This window comes from Paenibacillus eucommiae, assembly GCF_017874215.1.
GTDB classification, from domain to species: Bacteria; Bacillota; Bacilli; order Paenibacillales; family NBRC-103111; genus Paenibacillus_AI; species Paenibacillus_AI eucommiae.
In genome coordinates this window covers 1-20298 of sequence record NZ_JAGGLB010000059.1, presented here as the reverse complement: position 1 = coordinate 20298, position 20298 = coordinate 1, and the positions used below count along the sequence as shown (strand labels likewise).

General features: G+C 45.2%; 20 protein-coding genes. 5 read left to right on the top strand and 15 right to left on the bottom strand.

What is annotated here, in order from left to right:
• Nucleotides 1–19 precede the first annotated feature (19 nt).
• On the top strand, nucleotides 20–406 hold the full coding sequence (locus J2Z66_RS41165; protein WP_209979694.1) for a Rid family detoxifying hydrolase: 387 nt from the start codon (nucleotides 20–22) through the stop codon (nucleotides 404–406).
• A gap of 410 nt (nucleotides 407–816) precedes the next feature.
• Here the strand turns inward: J2Z66_RS41165 and J2Z66_RS41160 are convergent, their stop codons facing one another.
• The 6 genes from J2Z66_RS41160 to J2Z66_RS41135 form a co-directional block, all read right to left on the bottom strand.
• Nucleotides 817–978: a hypothetical protein gene (locus J2Z66_RS41160; RefSeq protein WP_209979692.1), complete on the bottom strand. Its 162-nt coding sequence runs from the start codon at nucleotides 976–978 to the stop codon at nucleotides 817–819.
• A 423-nt stretch (nucleotides 979–1401) separates the two neighbouring features.
• Complete coding sequence (locus tag J2Z66_RS41155) at nucleotides 1402–2019, bottom strand: ABC transporter ATP-binding protein (protein WP_209979691.1); 618 nt, start codon at nucleotides 2017–2019, stop codon at nucleotides 1402–1404.
• On the bottom strand, nucleotides 2009–2932 hold the full coding sequence (locus J2Z66_RS41150; RefSeq protein WP_209979689.1) for an ABC transporter ATP-binding protein: 924 nt from the start codon (nucleotides 2930–2932) through the stop codon (nucleotides 2009–2011). Before J2Z66_RS41150 ends, J2Z66_RS41155 begins: the two co-directional genes overlap by 11 nt.
• A 109-nt stretch (nucleotides 2933–3041) precedes the next feature.
• Complete coding sequence (locus J2Z66_RS41145) at nucleotides 3042–3821, bottom strand: ABC transporter permease (protein ID WP_245376230.1); 780 nt, start codon at nucleotides 3819–3821, stop codon at nucleotides 3042–3044.
• A gap of 116 nt (nucleotides 3822–3937) precedes the next feature.
• Nucleotides 3938–4927 (bottom strand): ABC transporter permease, encoded by a 990-nt coding sequence (locus J2Z66_RS41140; protein ID WP_209979684.1) that lies wholly within the window; start codon nucleotides 4925–4927, stop codon nucleotides 3938–3940.
• Nucleotides 4928–4977: 50 nt separating this feature from the next.
• The gene (locus tag J2Z66_RS41135; RefSeq protein WP_209979682.1) at nucleotides 4978–6573 is read right to left on the bottom strand and encodes an ABC transporter substrate-binding protein; all 1596 of its coding nucleotides are present in this window, start codon (nucleotides 6571–6573) and stop codon (nucleotides 4978–4980) included.
• Between the two features lie 255 nt (nucleotides 6574–6828).
• Between J2Z66_RS41135 and J2Z66_RS41130 the strand changes: the two genes are divergently transcribed.
• On the top strand, nucleotides 6829–8823 hold the full coding sequence (locus tag J2Z66_RS41130; protein WP_209979680.1) for an AraC family transcriptional regulator: 1995 nt from the start codon (nucleotides 6829–6831) through the stop codon (nucleotides 8821–8823).
• A gap of 81 nt (nucleotides 8824–8904) precedes the next feature.
• Here J2Z66_RS41130 and J2Z66_RS41125 read toward each other — a convergent pair whose 3' ends face one another.
• Entirely contained in the window at nucleotides 8905–9192 is a 288-nt protein-coding gene (locus J2Z66_RS41125) for a hypothetical protein (RefSeq protein WP_281068952.1), read from the bottom strand.
• Nucleotides 9193–9335: 143 nt separating this feature from the next.
• On the opposite strand from J2Z66_RS41125, the gene J2Z66_RS41120 reads away from it, so the two are divergent.
• Nucleotides 9336–9797, top strand: a complete 462-nt coding sequence (locus J2Z66_RS41120; RefSeq protein WP_209979676.1) for a hypothetical protein — start codon at nucleotides 9336–9338, stop codon at nucleotides 9795–9797.
• Nucleotides 9798–9827: 30 nt separating this feature from the next.
• Nucleotides 9828–10265 (top strand): TIR domain-containing protein, encoded by a 438-nt coding sequence (locus tag J2Z66_RS41115; RefSeq protein ID WP_209979674.1) that lies wholly within the window; start codon nucleotides 9828–9830, stop codon nucleotides 10263–10265.
• Nucleotides 10266–10298: 33 nt separating this feature from the next.
• On the opposite strand, the gene J2Z66_RS41110 is transcribed toward J2Z66_RS41115, so the two are convergent.
• The 3 genes from J2Z66_RS41110 to nikR all read right to left on the bottom strand — a co-directional run bounded on the left by J2Z66_RS41110 (nucleotide 10299) and on the right by nikR (nucleotide 12065).
• Nucleotides 10299–11132 (bottom strand): hypothetical protein, encoded by an 834-nt coding sequence (locus J2Z66_RS41110; protein WP_209979672.1) that lies wholly within the window; start codon nucleotides 11130–11132, stop codon nucleotides 10299–10301.
• Between the two features lie 41 nt (nucleotides 11133–11173).
• The gene (locus J2Z66_RS41105; protein WP_209979671.1) at nucleotides 11174–11488 is read right to left on the bottom strand and encodes a hypothetical protein; all 315 of its coding nucleotides are present in this window, start codon (nucleotides 11486–11488) and stop codon (nucleotides 11174–11176) included.
• 88 nt (nucleotides 11489–11576) lie between these two features.
• The gene (nikR, locus tag J2Z66_RS41100) at nucleotides 11577–12065 is read right to left on the bottom strand and encodes a nickel-responsive transcriptional regulator NikR (RefSeq protein ID WP_209979669.1); all 489 of its coding nucleotides are present in this window, start codon (nucleotides 12063–12065) and stop codon (nucleotides 11577–11579) included.
• A 195-nt stretch (nucleotides 12066–12260) separates the two neighbouring features.
• Between nikR and J2Z66_RS41095 the strand changes: the two genes are divergently transcribed.
• Complete coding sequence (locus J2Z66_RS41095) at nucleotides 12261–13226, top strand: S-layer homology domain-containing protein (protein ID WP_209979666.1); 966 nt, start codon at nucleotides 12261–12263, stop codon at nucleotides 13224–13226.
• A gap of 601 nt (nucleotides 13227–13827) precedes the next feature.
• Here J2Z66_RS41095 and J2Z66_RS41090 read toward each other — a convergent pair.
• From J2Z66_RS41090 to J2Z66_RS41070, 5 genes are all read right to left on the bottom strand, one after another.
• Nucleotides 13828–15402, bottom strand: a complete 1575-nt coding sequence (locus tag J2Z66_RS41090) for a right-handed parallel beta-helix repeat-containing protein (protein WP_209979664.1) — start codon at nucleotides 15400–15402, stop codon at nucleotides 13828–13830.
• Complete coding sequence (locus tag J2Z66_RS41085) at nucleotides 15399–16061, bottom strand: putative phage tail protein (RefSeq protein ID WP_209979662.1); 663 nt, start codon at nucleotides 16059–16061, stop codon at nucleotides 15399–15401. Before J2Z66_RS41085 ends, J2Z66_RS41090 begins: the two co-directional genes overlap by 4 nt.
• 151 nt (nucleotides 16062–16212) lie before the next feature.
• Complete coding sequence (locus J2Z66_RS41080) at nucleotides 16213–17091, bottom strand: carbohydrate ABC transporter permease (RefSeq protein WP_209979660.1); 879 nt, start codon at nucleotides 17089–17091, stop codon at nucleotides 16213–16215.
• A 12-nt stretch (nucleotides 17092–17103) separates the two neighbouring features.
• Nucleotides 17104–18018 (bottom strand): ABC transporter permease, encoded by a 915-nt coding sequence (locus J2Z66_RS41075; RefSeq protein ID WP_209979658.1) that lies wholly within the window; start codon nucleotides 18016–18018, stop codon nucleotides 17104–17106.
• Between the two features lie 123 nt (nucleotides 18019–18141).
• Nucleotides 18142–19785, bottom strand: coding sequence for an extracellular solute-binding protein (locus J2Z66_RS41070; RefSeq protein WP_209979656.1), 1644 nt, complete (start codon nucleotides 19783–19785; stop codon nucleotides 18142–18144).
• Between the last annotated feature and the right edge of the window lie 513 nt (nucleotides 19786–20298).

The following is a 20298-nucleotide window of genomic DNA, read 5'->3' as shown; positions in this document are numbered from 1 at the left end:
TTAGAAGGGTTGGGCAACTATGAGACAGGCTGTTTCTACAAATGCGGCATCCGTTGGCAGCGGACCGTATTCTCAGGCTATTATTTCAGGAGATTTCGTATTTGTTTCCGGACAAGGACCACTGGATCCAGTCACGGATATAATCGTGGAAGGCACAATCGAGCAGCAGACAGAGCTTACCTTGCAAAATGTCTCCCATATTCTCGAGGCCGCTGGCTGTACGATGGATGATGTCGTAAAAGTGAATGTTTTCTTAGCTACCTTAAAAGATTTCGACGCATTTAATAGCGTATATACAACCTTTTTCAGCCAACCGATGCCCGCTAGATCCTGCATAGGCGCTGAATTAGACGGGATCCTGGTGGAAATTGATGTGATTGCCAGAATCCCTGCGGTTGAAAAATAAAGGGAAATAAGGAAGGACGCCTTTGCGGCGTCCTTTGAGCTCCGTGTTCGTGACGTGAGAGCGTTTCGGAGGGAATGGCTGTGGGCTCCAGCCACTGTTAAAGATTTGTTCCCTTGAGTGGAATGGATGAGGAGGTAGGAACAAATCTTTAAAGGCGGACGCTTTCGCTCTTCCGCCCACAACCATTCCCTCTCTCAGCTACAATCGCACGAACACCAAGCTCAAACGGACTCCAATCAAGTGGTTTCCCCCTTCATTGGAGAAGATTTCCTAGCTGGCGCAAGCGCTGGGGATGAAGAGCGCGCGCAGCTGAGAAGGACCTGCTACTTTAACGATGTTTTTCATCGTTAAAAGCACCAGTCCTCTCCACATCCTTACTTTAACGATGAAAAACATCGTTAAAATCCCTTTTAGCCACCCTGAGAGGCCATCCGGCCTCTTTTAACGATGAAAATCATCGTTAAAGTAACGAATTGACCTGGAACACTTGATTTAACGATGAAAAACATCGTTAAATCAAGCACATGGTCATTTCGAAGAAGACGGTCTGCTACTATTGCATTTTCTCCCACATTCCTTCCCTTTCAGCTTCGAAGTGCCGAACCTGTCACGCTCTAACGGACTTCAGCAGAGATTTCTTTTTTTTGGTTGCCTTTTGGTTTGTTTTTTTCTTTGCTTAATTTGGTTTGCTTTTTTTAGTTTTTTTGGTTACTTTTGAGGTTTCTTTTGGTTACTTTTGAGGTTTCTTTTGGTTACTTTTGGTTGCTTTTGAGGTTGCTTTGAGATTGCATTAAGGTTGTTTTTAATTTCTTTTCCTGAGGCAAAGGGTTAGTGGGGATAAGGAAAGTATGGAAAAACGCGATTCCTTTCTGATTCCCTTGGAAAATTAATTCCATCCAAAATCCTATATGAAGAAAAAACGCCCGCGCGGCGCATCAAAAACACTCCAAGTGTCTGTTTACAGCCACCTGAAGTGTTTCCGAGTTTTCCCCTTTTTAGGTCCTCACCCCTATTAAATCCTTCCATTCTATCACTCTGCTGCAAAGCCTTCGGATTAAATGCGGCTCATGGCTTATGATGAGCAGACCCAGATTGCGCTTCTGTACAATGTCGAGCACACTGCTCCAGATTTGCGCCTGGCTGATCGCATCCAGCATCGCAGTCATCTCATCAGCAATCAAAAACCGTGTTTCAGGCCCTAAAGCTCTAGCTACACAGCAGCGCTGAAGCTCCCCGCCGGATAGCTCATTAGGCCACCGGTCCAGCCATGCCTGCTCAATAGCCAGAGCTTCCAGCAAAGCTGGATCGGGAGCCCATCCTTCCTGCAAAATGCGGCGCATCCGCCAAAGTGGATTCACTGCTTTCTCCGGATGCTGAAGCACCAGTTGCACAGGATGATAGCCGCGCTGTACAAACGGCGCTCCGTTCAAAGCAACACTGCCTTCCTGCGGCTTGTCGTAGCCGGCGAGCAGACGGCCCAAAGTCGTCTTGCCGCTTCCACTTGGGCCAACTAGACCAACCACTTCACCCTGCCTCAGACTCACACTAACCTCTCTGAATATCCAAGGACCGCTGCCATAACGAACGCCAAGATTATTCCCCTCAAGAAGCATGAAAGCACCTTACCGTTCCGCCGCGCAGCTCCCGCATATCCGGCCTCTTATCGCAGCAGTCTGCAGCTGCCACAGCACACCGCGGAGCGAACAAGCACCCTGCAGGCAGCTCTCCAGGAAGGGGTTGAACACCTGGAATCGGCTTGAATTCATTTTGTGGCAGCGCCTGCCATAGCGCTTGACTGTAGGGATGCCGCAGACGCTGACCATCACCTGCAAAATCAGCTGTCAAGGCAACCTCAACAATAGTTCCCGCATAGAACACGGCGACTTTATCAGCGATATGCAGAGCCGACTCGATATCATGAGTGATCATAAGAATTGAGCAGCCTTCATCCGCCAGCTCTCTTAGCTGACGCAGCGTTTCCTGCGCAGCCTCATGATGAAGACCTGGCGTTGGCTCATCTGCCACAATCAACCGGGCACCGCTTATCGTAGCTGTTGAGAGAAGCACCCGCCGTGCCATCCCTCCCGATAGCTGAAACGGATACTGCCGCTCTACCCCTTGAGCCAGCTGGTAGCGTTCAAATACTTTCCGCTGCTCGGTTAGCGGGTCTTTATGTTTTACCGATGCCCGCACCTGAGCCCCGACGCTCATCAGCGGATCAAGATAATTGACCGATTGCGGTACCAGCGAAATTTCGTGTCCACGCAGAGCTGCCTGCCTGGCGGCGTTCAACGGCTCCCCCTTGTACCGCATCGATCCGGTCATAACAGCATTGCCAGGAAGTATGCCCATGATCGCATGAGCAAGCAAGCTTTTTCCTGAACCGCTGGAGCCTACAACTGCGACGATTTGCCCCTCGTCAATACGAAGCTGCAGATCGTGAATAACCTCGACTTTTTGCTGCTGCAAGCCTCCGGTATAACGGGTAAATGAAACTGATAAATGCTCCACTTCAAGCACGGACATGGATACCAACCTCCTTCTTCCGCCCACTTTTCCGCCTATTTTATGCCTATTTTATACCTGTTTCCAGCCTATTTTCCACCTATTTCTCCCGTCCCACCTACAAGAGCATTCATTCCTGTGACCGGCGCGGATCCGCCAGCCTTCGCAAGCTTTCTCCCAGTATATCAAACGAGCGGACTACAAGCAGCAAGCAAAGTCCTGGAAAAAAGGCCAGCCACCACATCCCGGTTGACAAGTAGCGCATAGATTCGGAAAGAATAATGCCGATAGCCGGCTGATGCGGCGATAGCCCCAAGCCGATAAAGGTGATGGCCGCTTCATGCAGAATCGCATGTGGGAACAGCAGCAGCAGTCCTACAAAAAGCTGTGGAACCAAATGCGGCAGCATATGCCTGGAGGCAACCCACCACCACGATTTGCCCAAACGCCGTGAAATCAGCACATATTCCGCTGAACGAAGCTGCATCACCTCCGCCCGGATGACACGAGCCAGGCTTGGCCAATGCGTTAGCGCAATCCCGATCACTACACCTTTCATGCCCCCGCCGAAAACAAAGGCAATCAAAATAAGCGCGACCAGATGCGGCACACCCAAAAACAAGTCAATCAACCACGATACGATGGCGTCTGCTGTTTTTCCTAATGCAGCGGCGAGCCCCAGCGCAGCGGCGATTATGCAACTGCAGGCAGAAGCGATCAAGCCGACCTGAATACTCAAAGCGAGACCCTTGAGGGTGCGCGCAAACATATCTCTGCCAAGCCAATCCGTGCCGAAAGGATGCTGCAAAGAGGGAAACAGATTGCGCAGCTCCAGACGGGTTGAGAACAGTTTCGCATCAATAAGCGTTCCGCCCAGCCATGCTGCCACTAAGCAAACAGCCACAAACATGGAGACGATTAATGTCCTTTTTCTTTGGTTGATATTGCGCCCTGCATGGCCTCTGGAATTGACTTTAAAATGGGATTGAGAGCCGCTGCCTGGTTTCTTTTTAGACCAATTCAAGCTCATCGAACCGCTCCTCCCCCAAGCCGCGGATCAATCCAGCGATAAGTAAGATCGGCCGCGAAATTGCCCATAAATACGAACAAAGCACTGAATAGAACGAGCCCCAATAAAAGCGGGACATCCCCGCGCAAGCCGGCTTCCACAGTCGCTTGTCCTAATCCCGGATAGGAGAAAACCTGCTCTGCCAGAACAGCTCCGCCGAATAGCTCGCTAAACGAAGTGAACTGCAGCGATACAGCAGGCAGCGCAATATTTCGCAGGCCATGTCTCCAGAACAAACGGAACCCTGATTCTCCTCTGGCCCGGGCAAACAGCACATAATCACTCTCAAGTACATCAACAAGCTTTTGTCTGGTATGCAGGGCGATGGTAGAAATACCGACAATACTTAAAGTCAATGCAGGCAAAATCATATGCCCAATTCTGTCCGCAAACGTAACCTCTTCAGCAAGCACACCTGCGGGAACTCCTAAACCGACCGGAAACCAGCCCAGCCATACGGCAAAAACAATCAACAGCAGCAGCCCCAGCCAAAAAGTAGGCGTGGATGCCAGCGTGTAGCAGTACCATTTAATAATGCGGTCGATCCATGTATCCTTTTTCATCGCCGCCAGCACGCCAGCAGCAAACCCGATAACGCCAGACAGCACCCAGGACGCGCCCATAAGGGCAGCCGAGTTTAGAAAGCGTTCCTGAATGACCTCTGTAACTGGAAGCCGGTAAATCATCGATGTGCCCAGATCGCCACGCGCTACTGCTGAGACCCACCGCATAAATTGCTCGACAGGCGGTTTATCCAGACCCCAGTACTCGGCAATCTGCAGCCGCTGCTCGGGGCTTACCCGGATTGCATCCGCACCTACATAAGCTTGAATCGGATCAATCGGCGAATGGCTCACCAGCATAAAGGCAATCAAGCTGACGGCAAACAGCAGCACGATTAACCGCACTGCCTTCAGCCCCAAAAACACCAGCAACCTATGCCGCATCACAAAACCTCTTCTCAAAAAATCTTTCACCCTGCCACAATTTTATCGCTCTATTCCTTCCAATTCCACTCTTCAATATTATCCGTAATCGGCCAGCCATGGCCGTGCGGGTGTATTCTCTGCTTGCCAATATCAAGCTTGTCCTTCACCAAATATAAATGATCAATGTTAACGAGCCATGCCCATGGCGCATCTCCCTTTGCACTGGAGCCCGTCTGACCGTCCCACTGTGACTTTTTCCAAAACTCCCAGGCCTCTTCCTCACTTCCTGCCTCTAAAGCTTTTTTCATCCAATCGTCTACAACAGGGTTGTTGTAATAGCCTACATTATAATATTCGACCCCTGCATACTGACTGTTGTACAAATTATACATCTCCAAAGGATCTTGGCTGCCCCACCCGAAAAGAACGGGATTGGAATACATTAAGGTAGCCATATCATCCCAGCTTTTGCCCTCAACCTTCACATCAATGCCGATCGGCTTAATCATGTCTGCGACTGCTAAGGCAAGCGACTGTCTCGTTACGTCTCCAGAAGGATAGATCAGTGAAAACTGAGCTTTCAACGATCCCTTTTCCAAAATGCCGTCTCCATCCTGATCCTTCCATCCTGCATCGGCGAGCAGTTGTTTGGCCCCATCCGTATCAGCGTCTGTGAAAACTGTCTCAGGATTCCACCATGGCAAACCATCGTTTACCGTATATGCAGGCGTTCCGTGGCCTTCAAGCACACCTTCAACCAAGGCCTTCCTGTCAATAGCGACGTTGACCGCTTTACGAATCGCCGGGTCTGCAGTTACATCGTTGCCGATCGCATAGCCTTCCTTCGTTTTCTGGCCCGATTTCACATAAGGAAAAGTAAAGCCGCGGTTATCCACAGATTGCAGCCCTTCAATACGCATTCCGGAAACCTTCTGCTTACTAAATGCCGAGGGAATATAGGATACGTCCACTTGTCCCGTCTTAGCCGCAGCAAATGCAGCATCCTCGTTTAAAAATAAAAAGGTCATTTTTTTGAAAAATGGCTTTGTGCCATAATATAAAGAGTTAGCCTCAACAATTGCCTGCTGCCCCTTATCCCACTGTACGAGCTTAAAGGGACCTGAGCCAATTGGATGCTCTGCATAATTGTTGTCATAAGCATGCTTCGGAACAATACCTGTCGTTACCAGCAAACTAATGAAAGTAGACTGCGCTTTTTTTAGCGTAAATGTTACCGTATAATCATCAGTGGCCTTCACGCTTTCCATATTCGTTAAATCAATCACCGTGCCGCTGCCAGCCGCAGTTTCAAATGTAAACTGAACATCTGCCGCAGTTAAAGGCTGCCCATCAGAGAACTTCACATCATCCCGAAGCTTCACTGTCCATACCTTGCCATCGCCGCTTATTTCATAGCTTTTAGCCAGATCATTCGTGATCTTCAAATCATTATCTCTCTTCAGCAGTGTACTCTGAAACAAAGGAGATCCATATCGCCCCCAACCCGTCGTAGGATCAAAACCTGCCTCAGGCTCTGAGCCAACGGCTAGAATCAGCTCATCCTTCGCTCCCTTTATCTGCTCTTTCGTCTCTTTTGGCTCTTTCACTTCGTTCGTCTTGGACGAACAGCCCACCACTATCAGACAGCATACCATGCTCATCATCAACATCCACTTAAACCTTTGCAGCTTCAAATCTCCCACTCCGTATCTCTGTTAATTTTAGTATGTACAAACATGACCGTGTTACGAATCTAATAAATTGTAGCACAAATTCGCGGGGAATACTAGAAAATACTAGAAGATTGAGAGAAGTTGGGTTGTATATGAGAATCATTATCAACTATAATAGATTTAAGTACATTGTGCCCTGAAGAAAGCACTGCAAATAGTTAGGGTCATAAGGAGTGGAACGGTGGAGTGAATTTAAGTGACCATATATGTTTATGGAATCATGCTTTTATAAAAGTGATCGATATTCGCCATACGGTAATGGCCCAGGAAGAGGAATTGCGCTCCTACCGGTTGCCGGCCAGCGCGTTCTTGTATGCAGTGCGTGGCAGCGCCCGGGTGTGGCTGGATCAGAATATTCATATGGCGAAGCATTTCCATGTTCTTCATGGCGGTAAAGGATTATGCCTGGACATCATAGCCGATGATAAGTTTGAATATTATTTGATATTCTATAAGGCGACACTCCCTCTGCCCTGCCGTCAAGAGCTATTGCAGCTTATGGAGAGAAGCAATCCTTTTCAACATTATTATGCTTTTGCCCCACAGTATCCGCTATCCTTATTTGTTAAGCTGGAACAGATGGATATGGAATGGCAGCAGTCTAATACACTTGAGAAATTTCATGTCAAATCCTTGTTTTATCAGTTCGTCTATGAGCTGCTGCGGCAATTGCATCATCAAGGAGTCAAACCTTTGAAGCCTGATCTGGTGGCACAGGCCATCCGTTATATTTGCGAACACTTCAGCGGCCCCGTTACATTAGAATCAATAGCGCTAGCACTGGAATGCAGTGCTGGACATTTATCCAAGCTATTCAAGGATAAATTGAAGACAAGCCCGATTCATTACCTGGGTCAGGTGCGGGCTGACAGGACAGCACAGCTGCTGCTGCAGACAGACGCTACCTTGCAAGAAATCGCTGATCGCGTAGGGTTTCCAGATGCCCATTCGTTAAGCCGCAGCTTCAAAAAGTACAAGGGATTATCCCCTGCCCAGTACAAGGCTAAACATCAATCCGGATATCATTCTGGGCATCAGGATGAAGATTTGCCATCTTCCAAGCGAAGATTTGCCGTTCTCCCCGGCATCTCGAATTTGTATAATGATTCTGATAATCATTATCACGAGAAGGACAAAGGGGAGAGAACCATGTACAGAAGTGTTAAAACATCAGCATTAACAGCCTTGTTATGTGTATCGTTACTGCTGAGCGCATGCTCAAGCACAAATAATTTAAGCGGGGGCTCACCAACACCGACTAAAAATGTAGAAACACCTGTGAATTCCAGCAATCCTAATGGTGGGCAGGAAGCAGCACCTGAAGCAAAAACGAGAATCGTATCTACTTTGAAAGGTGATGTAGAGGTTCCAGCCGAACCCAAGCGAGTGGCGTCAGATCAGTATATGGGGCAGCTATTAAAGCTGGGAATTGTCCCTGCAGGTGTCAGAACTTATATGCTGAATGAAGGCTGGATGGAGAAGGCGGGCATCACCAAAGAAACGCTCTCAGGCATTGAGGATTTAGGCGGATTTCCAATGAATCCGGAGAAATTGGCCGATCTCGAGCCGGACTTAATTATCGGATCGTTAGAAAAAACCATTGAGCAATATGAGAAAATCGGAACGACCGTTTTTCTTCCCTACTGGGAAGGCGAATCTACTGCAGGACCTCTGGAGAAATTCAGAAGAATCAGCGAAATTTTCGGTAAAGAGAAGGAAGCGGACCAATGGATAGCAGAGTATGAACAAAAGACTGCGGAAGCCAGAGAAAAAATCAAAGGCATCATTAAAGACGGGGAGACGGTATCTGTTATTCAGATCGGAGAAAAGGCGATCTATGCACTGGCAGCCAAAGGCGGCAACTACGGCAGTGTTACAATCTATCAGAGCCTGCAGCTTCCTCCTACTAAAGCGGCTTTAAATATGCCCGAAGGTTACGCCTTGATCTCCCTGGAAGTTTTGCCTGAATATTTGGGCGATCATGTATTTGTATATGTGAACTCTAAAGAAGATTCGGAGCAGATTTTGAACAGCCAGTTGTGGAAAGGGCTCCCCGCTGTCAAGAACAACCAGGTCTATATGTATGGTACATTAAACGATGAATTTGTAATGGAAGACCCTTACTCCCTGGAGATCCAGCTCGACACGATCGTTAATATTTTACTGAAAAAGAAGGGCTAGCTTACAAATCAGCGGTAAATTTCAGTAATCATACCTACACAAAGGAAGCCTCCAGCGGCTTCCTTTTATTTTATCCGTTACTCATCTGTACCTGCCCGAAAAATACTTTCGTCTCAGCACCCTCCCCATATAATAAACAAGCATGCCAAGTAACATCAATCCCAAAAACTCAATAACATCCCACACTGGATTGTATCTAACTCCAAATGATACTTTATTTTGCAAATAATCAACGGATTCATAAGCTTTGGCAATATCAGGCACATATTTCATCGTGAGATACATCCCTTGTAAAACCTGAAATGCATAAAAAGCAAATACACATATAAATCCTGTGAGGAGAGCTTGAAAAATTCCTTTTTTTCTCATCGTTATCTCCATCTCTATGCATCTTTTACCCAATATTACCATATTTCAAAGAAATGTGATATCCTAGCTTCAAAAGAAGAACTCGTCCTCCTGTGCCGAAGAGTTCATCTTCTTGCAAATCCTTGAAGGAGGCGATATTAATTTTGAAACGATACATAAAAGTGATTGCAATAGCATTGCTAGTATTATATGGAACTATTATTTTGTCTTTCAGATTAATTGCAGATACTCCAACCCTCAATAGCGATGGCTATCTTTCATGCGGGAGAGATACTCACCGTGATTATGACTTTTCTAAAAGGAATTGTTTTTGGAAAAATTACAAGAATGGAAAAAAAGTAGAATTCGAAACTTCGATCTCAGGAATTGATAGCGGCCCTATACCTCATAAAGTTAGAATTGATTCAAAAAATAATATTACTATTTATATAGATCTTACAAAAGATCCATACGCAGTTAAAGAAGATCAAAAAATACATGAATACAGCTGCAAAAAAATGAATCAAAAACTCACAGGAAATTTACTCGGAAAATATTACTTTAATTTTAATGGTTGTATTGACAAATCAATCGATATGCAAGAAGTTGATTGGGGTGATGTATAGGTTTAAAGCAACAATACGAGGAGGATAATTATGAATTTTTATATTGCATCCAGTTTTAAGAACATAGATAAGGTAAGAGAACTGTCCAACCAGCTAAAATTAGAAGGTTATACGCATACATATGATTGGACACAAAACGAAAATATTAATTCTTTGGAAGCACTATCTACAATCGGTGAAAAGGAAAAAGAAGCGATCGTACAATCGGACTTTCTTGTTATTTTACTGCCAGCCGGAATAAGCAGCCACGTTGAATTAGGAATTGCAATTGGACTTGGAAAAAGAATTTATTTGTATTCACCTACAGATGAAATCTATGAATTTGAACAAACAAGCACTTTTTATCATATCAAGGGAGTCCATAAATTTATTGGAACACTCACTTCTTTTATGCAAGAGTTAATAAAGCAAGAGGATCAATTCGAAATACAATCTGGTCCCTATTTTAACATCAATAAGCATTTCTGAGCTAAGTTAGCTTTCTGTTTCTCTCCTTATTTTTTATTCTCTTCTTAATAAATACTGATATACTTCATCTTTTGACAAGTCCCATTCATATTTATTTTCAGGAATATTAGCGAGCTGGGTTTCTAGCAAAGGATGTTCTATTTGAAAAGTTATTAATCCTTGATCTTTTCTAATTTTTTCGATGAGCCGAACATCATAAGGTATATAATTCATTGATAGAATTTCTGAAAATTTATTTTTTAGATCCAACGAACTATAAATATGAAAATCGCAAATTTCAAAAAGCAAATTTCCCAACAGTTTTTCATCTGTGGTATACCAATTGTCAAGAAGTTTTTTATACACATTTTGCTCCGGTAATATTGCATACAGTTCCTGATTTATTTTCTCAGTATTGTATAGATCGTATAATAGTGCCATAAACAAATGATGAGTTTCTTTTTGAGCGTATTTATCTTTATTGCTTTCAAATAATAATTGAAAATATTTTCTGGATATTTTTGCCAAATTATTCATTTCCCATATTACCGATAAGCCTATGATACACCCTATCGTTCTAGGAGTAACTTCTTTATAATCAAAAATTTTCTGTAGAATATGTTCTTCCCACAAAAGAAACCGAGTGATATATTTCCAGCCTTCTTTTTCACCATTTAAAATTAGATGTTTAGGATATTCTCCGGTATGCACACCTATTCCAAGAGTTAGATTTCTAGCAATAGTATCTTTATTTCCGTCTTTAATATCATTTTGTATACTTTCTTTTATTAGATCATACCATTCATTAATATCATCTTCACTAATCGTTTCTTTTTTTATTTTATTAATCACTTTCTTGAATTCGCTGATTAATTTTTTGTTTTCCATATTTTCCACTCCATTAGGAAATATTATGTATTTAAGTGCATTTACGTCATCCGACTATTCTTTGGCCCTGTACGCTCCCAGCGACTGCGGTACATTTCTCCAATTTCATCGCAAGCCAGATCAAAGCGGTTGGTGACCAGCACCAACAGGTTCCCCTTGAAATCCACTGTTTGAATCATACGAAGGTCATGCTTGTTACGCTTTTGAAGCGAGCCGAGACGGATCTTTTCGTCTATGGAAACCTGACTTGCTCGCGGAATTTCGAACGAATGCAAGGGATCAATCACGGCGTTGTTCTTGGGGCGTGTAATTGTAGCAATGCCGGATCCACTTGGTAATTTTTTACCCCATTCCAAAACGAATAGTCCTGCTACCGGGCGAGATTGTGCTCAGTTAGCAGGACTTTCAGCATTATCAATTATAGGTTGAAAAATAGGCTGCAAATTACAGATGCTCGTGCTCATGTCCATGCTTATGACCAAGTCCATGTTCATTCCCATGCTCGCCCGTCTGCTCCTCCAGGAATGTAACAGAAAGATCAGCGTAAAGCACTCCCTTTTGCACCTGTATCTGTTGATGCAGCTTGCGCAGCCGGTTCAATTTCCCTCTGACCACGATAATCTCCAAGCATTGGTCATGGTTTAAATGAACATGCATCGTGGAAATAATATCATGGTGAAAGTTATGCTGCAGCTCCATTAAGTATAAAGGCAGCTCACTAATGTGATGATCGTACACCATAACGATAGTACCCGCAACACTTTGCTCCGATTGAAGCCTGGACGGTTCCAGCAGCGTTCTGCGGACTAGATCCCGGATAGCCTCCGAGCGGTTCGTATAGCCTTGCTCAACAATATATTGATCAAACTGTTCAATTAGAGGAACTGGGAATGACACCCCGAAGCGCGTCAATTCTTCCTTGTCTGCTGCCATGAGACCACCTTGCCTGCTACGTTTTTCTAAAAGTGTACCACAGTCCCAGACAATTGAAAACCGGGATAACAGATGCAACCTTTTTTATAAGGGGTCCGTCTAAGAGGATGCAGCTGCAAAAGACCAGAAGTTTGAAACCAACTACTCATTAGAGTAAAATATTTCCAAAAAAAATTCCAAAGAGGTGAAGTGTTAATGAAAAAGAAATGGATGCTGCTCGCGATGTCAATCATGCTTATTTTCACTATGGCACAATCCGCTTGGGCTTTCTCCGACATCCAGTCGAGCCCCCATGCTGAGAAAATCCAAGCACTGAAAAAGGCAGGAATTCTATCCGGAGAAGCTAACGGAAAATTCAATCCGGACGGTAAGCTCACTTATGCCGCAGGTGTTTCCATGATCGTGAAGGGCCTAGATGTCAGCTTTGCCCGCTTCCTGTTTAATAAAGCTCCGCTTGCCAGTGATTATTTCACGAATGTGAAGGATGGAGCCTGGTATTCGGAGGCGTTCATTATCGCACATGTCAATGGTCTGGATATACCCAAGGATGTAAAACCCGATCAACTGATGACCAAAGAGCAATTTGCTCACCACCTTTTCCGCGCTATGGAAGCTAATGGTGATCATGCCTATACGATGCAGTTCATTATGGTAAAAGACGAAGCGGACATTACACCTGCTTACTCCGACAGCGTGCAAAAGCTGCTCATTACGCATATTGCTGAACTGGACAAAGAGCAAAAGTTTGCTCCAAAAACAGAAATCTCCCGTGGTGAAGCCGCTAGCTGGCTGTTCGATGCTATGGAATTCGTCGCTAATACACCAGTTGGCCCGGATCCGCAGCCTGAACCAAACCCACTAACCGATATGAAGCTGGAAAGTAAGGCCATTAATGATAAAGTAAATGAAATAACTATATCCGCTCAAGCTCCACATCCAGGATATGGATTTATCGTGACTGGCATTACCTTCAATGGCAGCGAAGCCATCATCCACACAGAAACCGTGCTGCCAGATCCGGATAAAATGTACCCTCAAGTCCTTACCGAAATTAAACTCGTTACTTATGTAGGTTCTGCTTACAAGCCAGTGTTGGATCAAGCTGTTTCGATCTCAATGCCTTCCAGCACAGGGATAGTTGGCGACACCTCCGTAGAATAAATGATCACAACTACAGCACAAATTCCAAAAAACTGCTTCCCGCTTAACAGCCGGAGGCAGTTTTTTTTACACATGTAGAATTTAATAATTTCGGGGTCCCCGCAAAAGAAGAGCCTACCCCGAACCACCCGCACTCCGCACTCCGCCGAAATGAGAGGGAAATGAGCGGGTGCTGCACTTAAGCATTCCTGTAGGTCGTTAAAGTCAAGTTGTGGAGTGGAACGTATGCTTTTAACGATGAAAAAATCATCGTTAAAGTAGAGATCTGTAGCAGATCCTTCTCAGCTGGCGCGCGGTCTTCCGTTCCTGCGGCCTTAGCACGCGGGAAATCTCCTCCGAGCCAGAGAAAAACCCATGCTGGCAGTCCGTTTGAGCTAGGTGTTCGTACGCTTCGTGCGATTGTAGCTGAGAAGAGGGAAGGGCTGTGGGTGGAAGAGCGGTAGCGTCCGCCTTTAAAGATTTGTTCCTACCTCCTCATCCATTCCAATCAAGGGAACAAATCTTTAACAGCGGCTGGAGCCTACAGCCCTTCCCTCCCGCAACGCTCCAGAGTTTCGAACACACTCCTCTAAGGACGCCACACGGCATTTTTTTTATCTCCTTAGTGCATGGTCACCAGCATATTCCCTGACGGAGCGCTTAACACCCCTCCTGTACTCAGCAAATTAGGCACTGAATCGTCCGAGAAGCAGCCGGAAAAAATCGGCGAAATCCCGCTGGCAACGGTATAAATAAACGATTTGCTAGGCGCTGCTACATTCGGGCTGTTGTAGAACGTACAATTAGCGATAATGACTGGCGGTTTAAAGGAGCCCGAGCCCGTCAATTTCAGCACATAGTCAGAAGCAGCAATATCTTTCTCGAACTGGCAATTCGAAATCCGGACCATATTGCCTGTGAACCGGGTTATTTCTATGGTTTTGCCCGTCCAGCTGCGGAAATGAACCGAATCCAAAATAATTCTCTCGCCTGTGACGACCTTCATGTCTCCCTGGACTACGCAATTAGACATGGACATCGTGCCGTAGCAGCCCGTACCGCCAAATGAATGTGAAAGCGTAGTCAATCTGCAGTTCGATAATTGGAAATCCGTGAAATCACTGATGACAGGAATGGTCACATAGCTGTTGCTGATTTTGAAGCTCGGCGCCCCTTTGAGGGACTTGATGACCACAGAAGCACCCTGATTCGCATTCACGAAATTATCAATCGTAATATTCGCTTTTCCTCCGCCGCTTACCCGGTTAGGATACGGTTCAGCGATGCAGGCGAAATCCGCAGAATCATGCTGTGTAGATGAAAACTTGGACCAGTCCATTGCCCCGCAATCAGATACGCAGTTCGTCAGCGCGATTTTGGGTGTAGTGGTTGATACGGTGCCTAACTCAAAGTTTTGAACCGCATAAGCTACGGTATCCACGGTATTGTTGGACGGGACATATACATAGCAGCCGTCTAACGTAAAGGTATCGTTATGATTATAAATCGTCATCATAAAGCCCTTTTCCGCACCATACGAGGAACAATTACTGCATGAAACATGAACAGGATGCAGAGTCCATGTACCCATTGCAAACCCTACAGAGCGATTATTAATAGACAAACAGGACTGGAAGTGGAAACTGGCGGATATGACAGTGCTAACCGTTAACGGTCCCGTTGTCGCAACAAAACCACGGTGCGTGTTATTTTCAGCGACACATTGTGAGAATGTAACGTTTTGTGAGTTTTCAGACCAGAATCCGGCATTATATTCAGCACCGCCGTACAGCTTGGAAGCGTGGTGACCGTTTTTGGCATAACATTGGGAGAACGAGATGTTGTAGGAGCCTGTTTCGGTGACGAATCCGATTCTTGTATAATCTTCAACCGAACAACGGTCGAAACGTATATCGTTAGATTTCTCCACGTATATGGCGTCGCCGAAATTGCCCCGTGCATGGCTAACTTTGGTCTCTTCGACGGTCACCGAAGAACTGCTTTGAATACGAATACCCGACATCATGCTGTTCCGGAACGTGCAGGCCTTGATGCGTATGTTATTGCTGTTGAGTAAAACCAACCCTACAGCCCCGGTAAAGGCGTTATAGGCTCCGCTTCCCCAATTCGTCGGATCGTTGCTTACGTTGCCGTCGAAAGTCAATCCTTCGAAACTAATGTTGCTGACCTCATTCACCTTGCAAATTTGCGATTGTCATCATTGGCATAAGTCAAGTCGTTTCGCGAGTTCCGCACGGTCGCCCCACATTCCGACGCCCAGCTAGTCGTTGGCGTTAAGAGATATCCCTGATATGTACCTGCCGGAAAGACCAGCCGGGCTCCGATCGAGGCTGCAAAAGCGTTTGCACTATTGATCGCCAGGGAATCGTCCGTTGAACCATCGCCTTTGGCGCCAAACCATTTCACGTCCACGGAGCAGCGGTCGAAAATCCGCTTAAAGCGCGCCCCGCCAGAGGAAACAAGTATAGTGCCTGTGTTGTCAACAGAGACACTATCGGCTGAATCATAATAGAAATGACCTTCCTGTCCATAATCGGTTACATAATAAATCGTCCCGACAGTAGGCGCTAGCAAAGAGCGCAAATCGGCGATGTTAGCCGTCTCTACGCACGATATCCCACCAGCCAATCCACTATAGCTGTTCGTGCCCCCTCCAAGTAATGAAGCCTGATCTCCATAAACAGCGTTCGTAACGGTTGTTGCTTCAGCATTCGCTGTACGATTCATGGATTTGGGCAGTACGCTTTCCGCTGCTATAGCCACACCAGCCATGCCGATCGATGCCAGCAGCTTCCTTCGGGTCATTTTCGAATTTACACTTTTTTTGTCATCCATACCATATTCCTCCTTTGGATTTACCGTTTCTTATGAAGTTCGCAGTGATTTCTCGACCCAGCTCCGCCTCGCACTTCTCTATTCTTTGACAGGTTCTGGCATCCCCCCCTTCAGGAAAATCCAATGTTCTTTGGAAAATCCATTATCCTAATTATCCTTTGATAGAACCAATCAAAACTCCCTTAATAAAAAACCGCTGCAGCAATGGATAAATCATTACAATCGGCAAGATGACAATAATGATGACTGCATATTTGATCTGCAAGGATTGAAGCATCCTATCGACACCTTCCAAAGAACCCAATGCCTGCGTGTTGTCCGCTTGAATAAGCAGCTTCATCAGATAGATTTGGATCGGCTGGAGGCTTGCTTTGGATAAGTAAATCAGCGATGGGAAATAACTGTTCCAATGATTAACCGCATAAAATAACGTCAGCACCGCAAGGATCGGCTTCGACAACGGAATCGCGATTTTCTGTAAAATCGTCATATCGTTAGCCCCATCCATAAAAGCCGATTCATACAAGCTCTCCGGTATACCTTGAAAGAAAGTTCTGGCAATAATGATGAAAAACGCGTTAGCTGCAGTAGGCAAAATAATGGCCCAACGGGTATCGTACAAACCCAGATTTTTAACTAACAAATATTCCGGAATGAGTCCTCCACTAAAAAACATAGTGAACACGATTATGATCATCACGATATTTCTGCCGCCAAACGTCCGTCTAGCTAGTGTAAATCCGGCTAAAACCGTCAAAAATACGTTTAATGTGGTGCCAGTCACTGTATAAAAGATTGTATTATAATACGATATAAACATATCCGGATTGTTAAAAGCAGTTTTATAAGCTTCCAACGAGAAGCCTTTGGGCAGCAGCCACACCGACATTCTGGATACTTCCAATGGATCGCTTACGGACAAGCTCAGAACGAAAAGAAACGGATATACAGTCGCAATAATCGCTAGTAAAAGGATAATCCTGATCAGCCCATCTTCCACGAGCTCTCTGGTTGTTCGTTTGTGTATCATTTCAATGCCCCTTTACCACAAGGATACTTCTGTAAATTTTTTACTCAGCCAATTAAAAGTAATTAGAAGAACAAAATTGATCACGCTATTAAACAACGATACGGCTGCGCCGAAGCTGAATTCGGAGCCGAGCAGTCCTCTTCTGTACACGTAGGTGGATATGACATCTGCCGTTTCATAAGTTGTGGGGTTATACAATAGGATGATTTTTTCGAAACCAACACTCAAGATACTGCCGAAGCTGAGTACCAGCAAGATCATAATCGTCGGAAAAATACCTGGCAGTGTAATATGAAACATTTGCTTCCAGCGATCCGCACCATCGCAGGTGGATGCCTCGTAAAGCTCAGGGTTGATCGAAGCCATGGCAGCAATATAAATAATCGAGCTCCACCCAAACTGCTGCCAAATACCGGAACCGATATAAATCGTACGGAACCAGCCTGATTCACTCATGAAATTGATCGGTTCAAGACCTATCGCTTGAATCGCCATATTGACGATGCCGGTACTCGGTGAAAGAAAAGTAAGAATCATCCCGCAAATAACAACAATTGAAATAAAATGCGGTAAGTAACTCACACTTTGCGTAACTTTCTTAAATAAACCATCCTTCACCTCGTTGAGCAGCAGCGCAAATAGAATCGGGATGGGGAACCCCCATAAAAGACTGTAAACGCTCAGTTTGAGCGTGTTAAAGAAGAGTCTGTTGAAATACATCGAGTCGAAAAACTGATTCATCCACTTCATCCCGACCCACGGACTGCCCAATATGCCTTTAACAGCAGTAAAATCTTTAAAGGCTATTGTGATTCCGTACATAGGAATGTAGTGAAAAACAACATAGTAGATAAGCACCGGAGAAACCAACAGCCACAAATATTTGTCCCTCCGCCACCCTCTCAGCAACTGAGCATGTGAACGCATGAAATCCTCCTATCAATCGCGATCCAGCGCAGTGCAAACGATGCAACTAGGTAAACACTGCGCTGGACAGCAATTGGTTGAATAATACCTGTTGTTATTTAAGTTATTTATAGTTATTTATAGTTATTTCACTCTGTCATACTGCTTCTGCTTGATGCTAATCAATTTGTCTACGCCAAGCTTTTTCATTTGCGCCTTATAGTCTTCGAATTTGTCCAGACTTTCTTTACCCGTGATCATTTTCAGCAGCATTTCCTGCCTGTAGGTGTCCATATCCGTCAAGATACTGTTTATCTCTGCATTCTCTTCCTCGGTGGATATCAGGGTTGGGAATGGCGGCACGACAAATTTCTGCATGTCCATAATTTGATCCCACATCTTTGGATCTGTAGCCATCCAGTATGCCTCCTCGTTTTCAAAGCCCGTCAGTCTGGGCAATATGGAGTTGGCTCCAAGGGAACGAAGATAATCGACTCCCGGTTCCGGATGTAGAGCAGCATCGGTGAACTTAATTTTATCGTCCTCCACAACATAACTTTCGCCCTCAATCCCAAGCGTCATATAACGTCTGCCTTCCGTTGTACCTAACAAATAATCAAGCCACATCATGGTTATTTCTGGATGTTTGTTTTCCTTACTGATAGCAACATAAGTGCTTGTCAAAGGATAGCCTACGATAAATTGCTCACCGCTTTGGGTCTTGGCGGGAATCGTTGCGGTCCATTTGGGCGAAGAGACTCCGGCCTGTTTCATGGCGGATTGCATGATCGGAATATTGCCTGCATGCTTGAGCACAGTGCCCACTAAATTGTTATTAATATTGGCTGTTTCCCTGTCGCTCGTGTTGACAACAAACTCCTGGTCGAGCAACTTTTCCTCATAAAGCGTTTTAGCAAATGCTAGCCAATCCTTTACCTTATCGTCGATCCATTCGTACGAAACTTTACCGCTTTCGTCCGCCCACCATTCGCCGGGTAAGTGAAGACCAAAAACATTGCTGAAATAGGCAAGTGTATTAATCCCCCCGGTCACATCGTTCCCGGCAATAGATAGTGGAATTTCATCCTGCTTATTGTTGCCGTTCGGATCCTGTGTTTTGAAAGCCCTCAGCACTTTAAGCCAATCCTCCGCCGTCTCCGGAGCCTTTAAATTCAATTTGTCCAGCCAATCCTGGCGGAGCAGCCATGTCGTCTGCTGCGGGGAGTAATTTAACGTTGATATCCCGTAGATATGGCCATCAGGGGATTTGTGATTAATCGCTATATTAGGGTCTTCATCCATTAATTTTTTGATGTTTGGCGCATATTTTTCAATTAATCCCTCAAGTGGAATGAATATACCTTCACTTCCGTATTTGACCATGTCCTCAACGGAAGGAGCTTGAATGACATCCCCATAGCCCGACCCCGAAGCCAGCTTGAGCTTTATGGCTTGAGCAAATTGGGCCGGCGGTGTTACTTCCCATTCAATCTTCACACCCGTCTTTTTCTCGATTTCCTGGAAAACCGGCAAATTCTTTGCCAAGCTGGCAGGAGCATAGTAGCTGTCCTGAACACCTACTCTCAGCGTCACACTTCCTGGATCTACAGGAAACTTAAAGCTGTTTGTATCGACTGGTTCAGTACTGGCGCTGTTGACCGGTGCCGGGCTCTCTGTTTCTTTCCCGGCTTTGTTAGAATTGGAACATCCCGATGATATAAATACCATAGTAAGCACTGCAAATAACATTGAGTAAGTAATCCATAAACGTTTTGGACTCGCTTTCATTTTCCAGACCTCCCATTGACTTTTAGATCATTTTTTGATTTCTTTTTAATTTCTTTTTTGGCTCAACACCACAATCAGTGCTTGACAAATGAATGGATAGCTATAACTGGAAAACATCTGCCAATCCTGTACGGTTGAAAGTCCTACCCAACAACAAAAGAGGAATAGACCGATGCAGTAATCCGTATATCACAACGATGGAAGATATCTTCCATTCTTCCAGATACGGAAAGGACCTGTCTCTAACGGTCACAGCTGACCTTTAGAGGCTGATTTTTACCTATTCACAATTCTAATGGACATCCGCGACCATTAAAAGGCGGTTTTCCCCACAATCGCCCCCTTTTCAGCCTGTAAGGTACTTTCGTGACCGTTACAATCTCATTTCGCTGCACTTCCGCTTCTAGCGGACTACGGTGACTAAGCTTGCCCCACAGTTGTTCCAGATTTTGGATATCGAAAACAAAGCTACTCAACGAAGAAGCATGGCGTTATGATGGGAGTAACTCTATT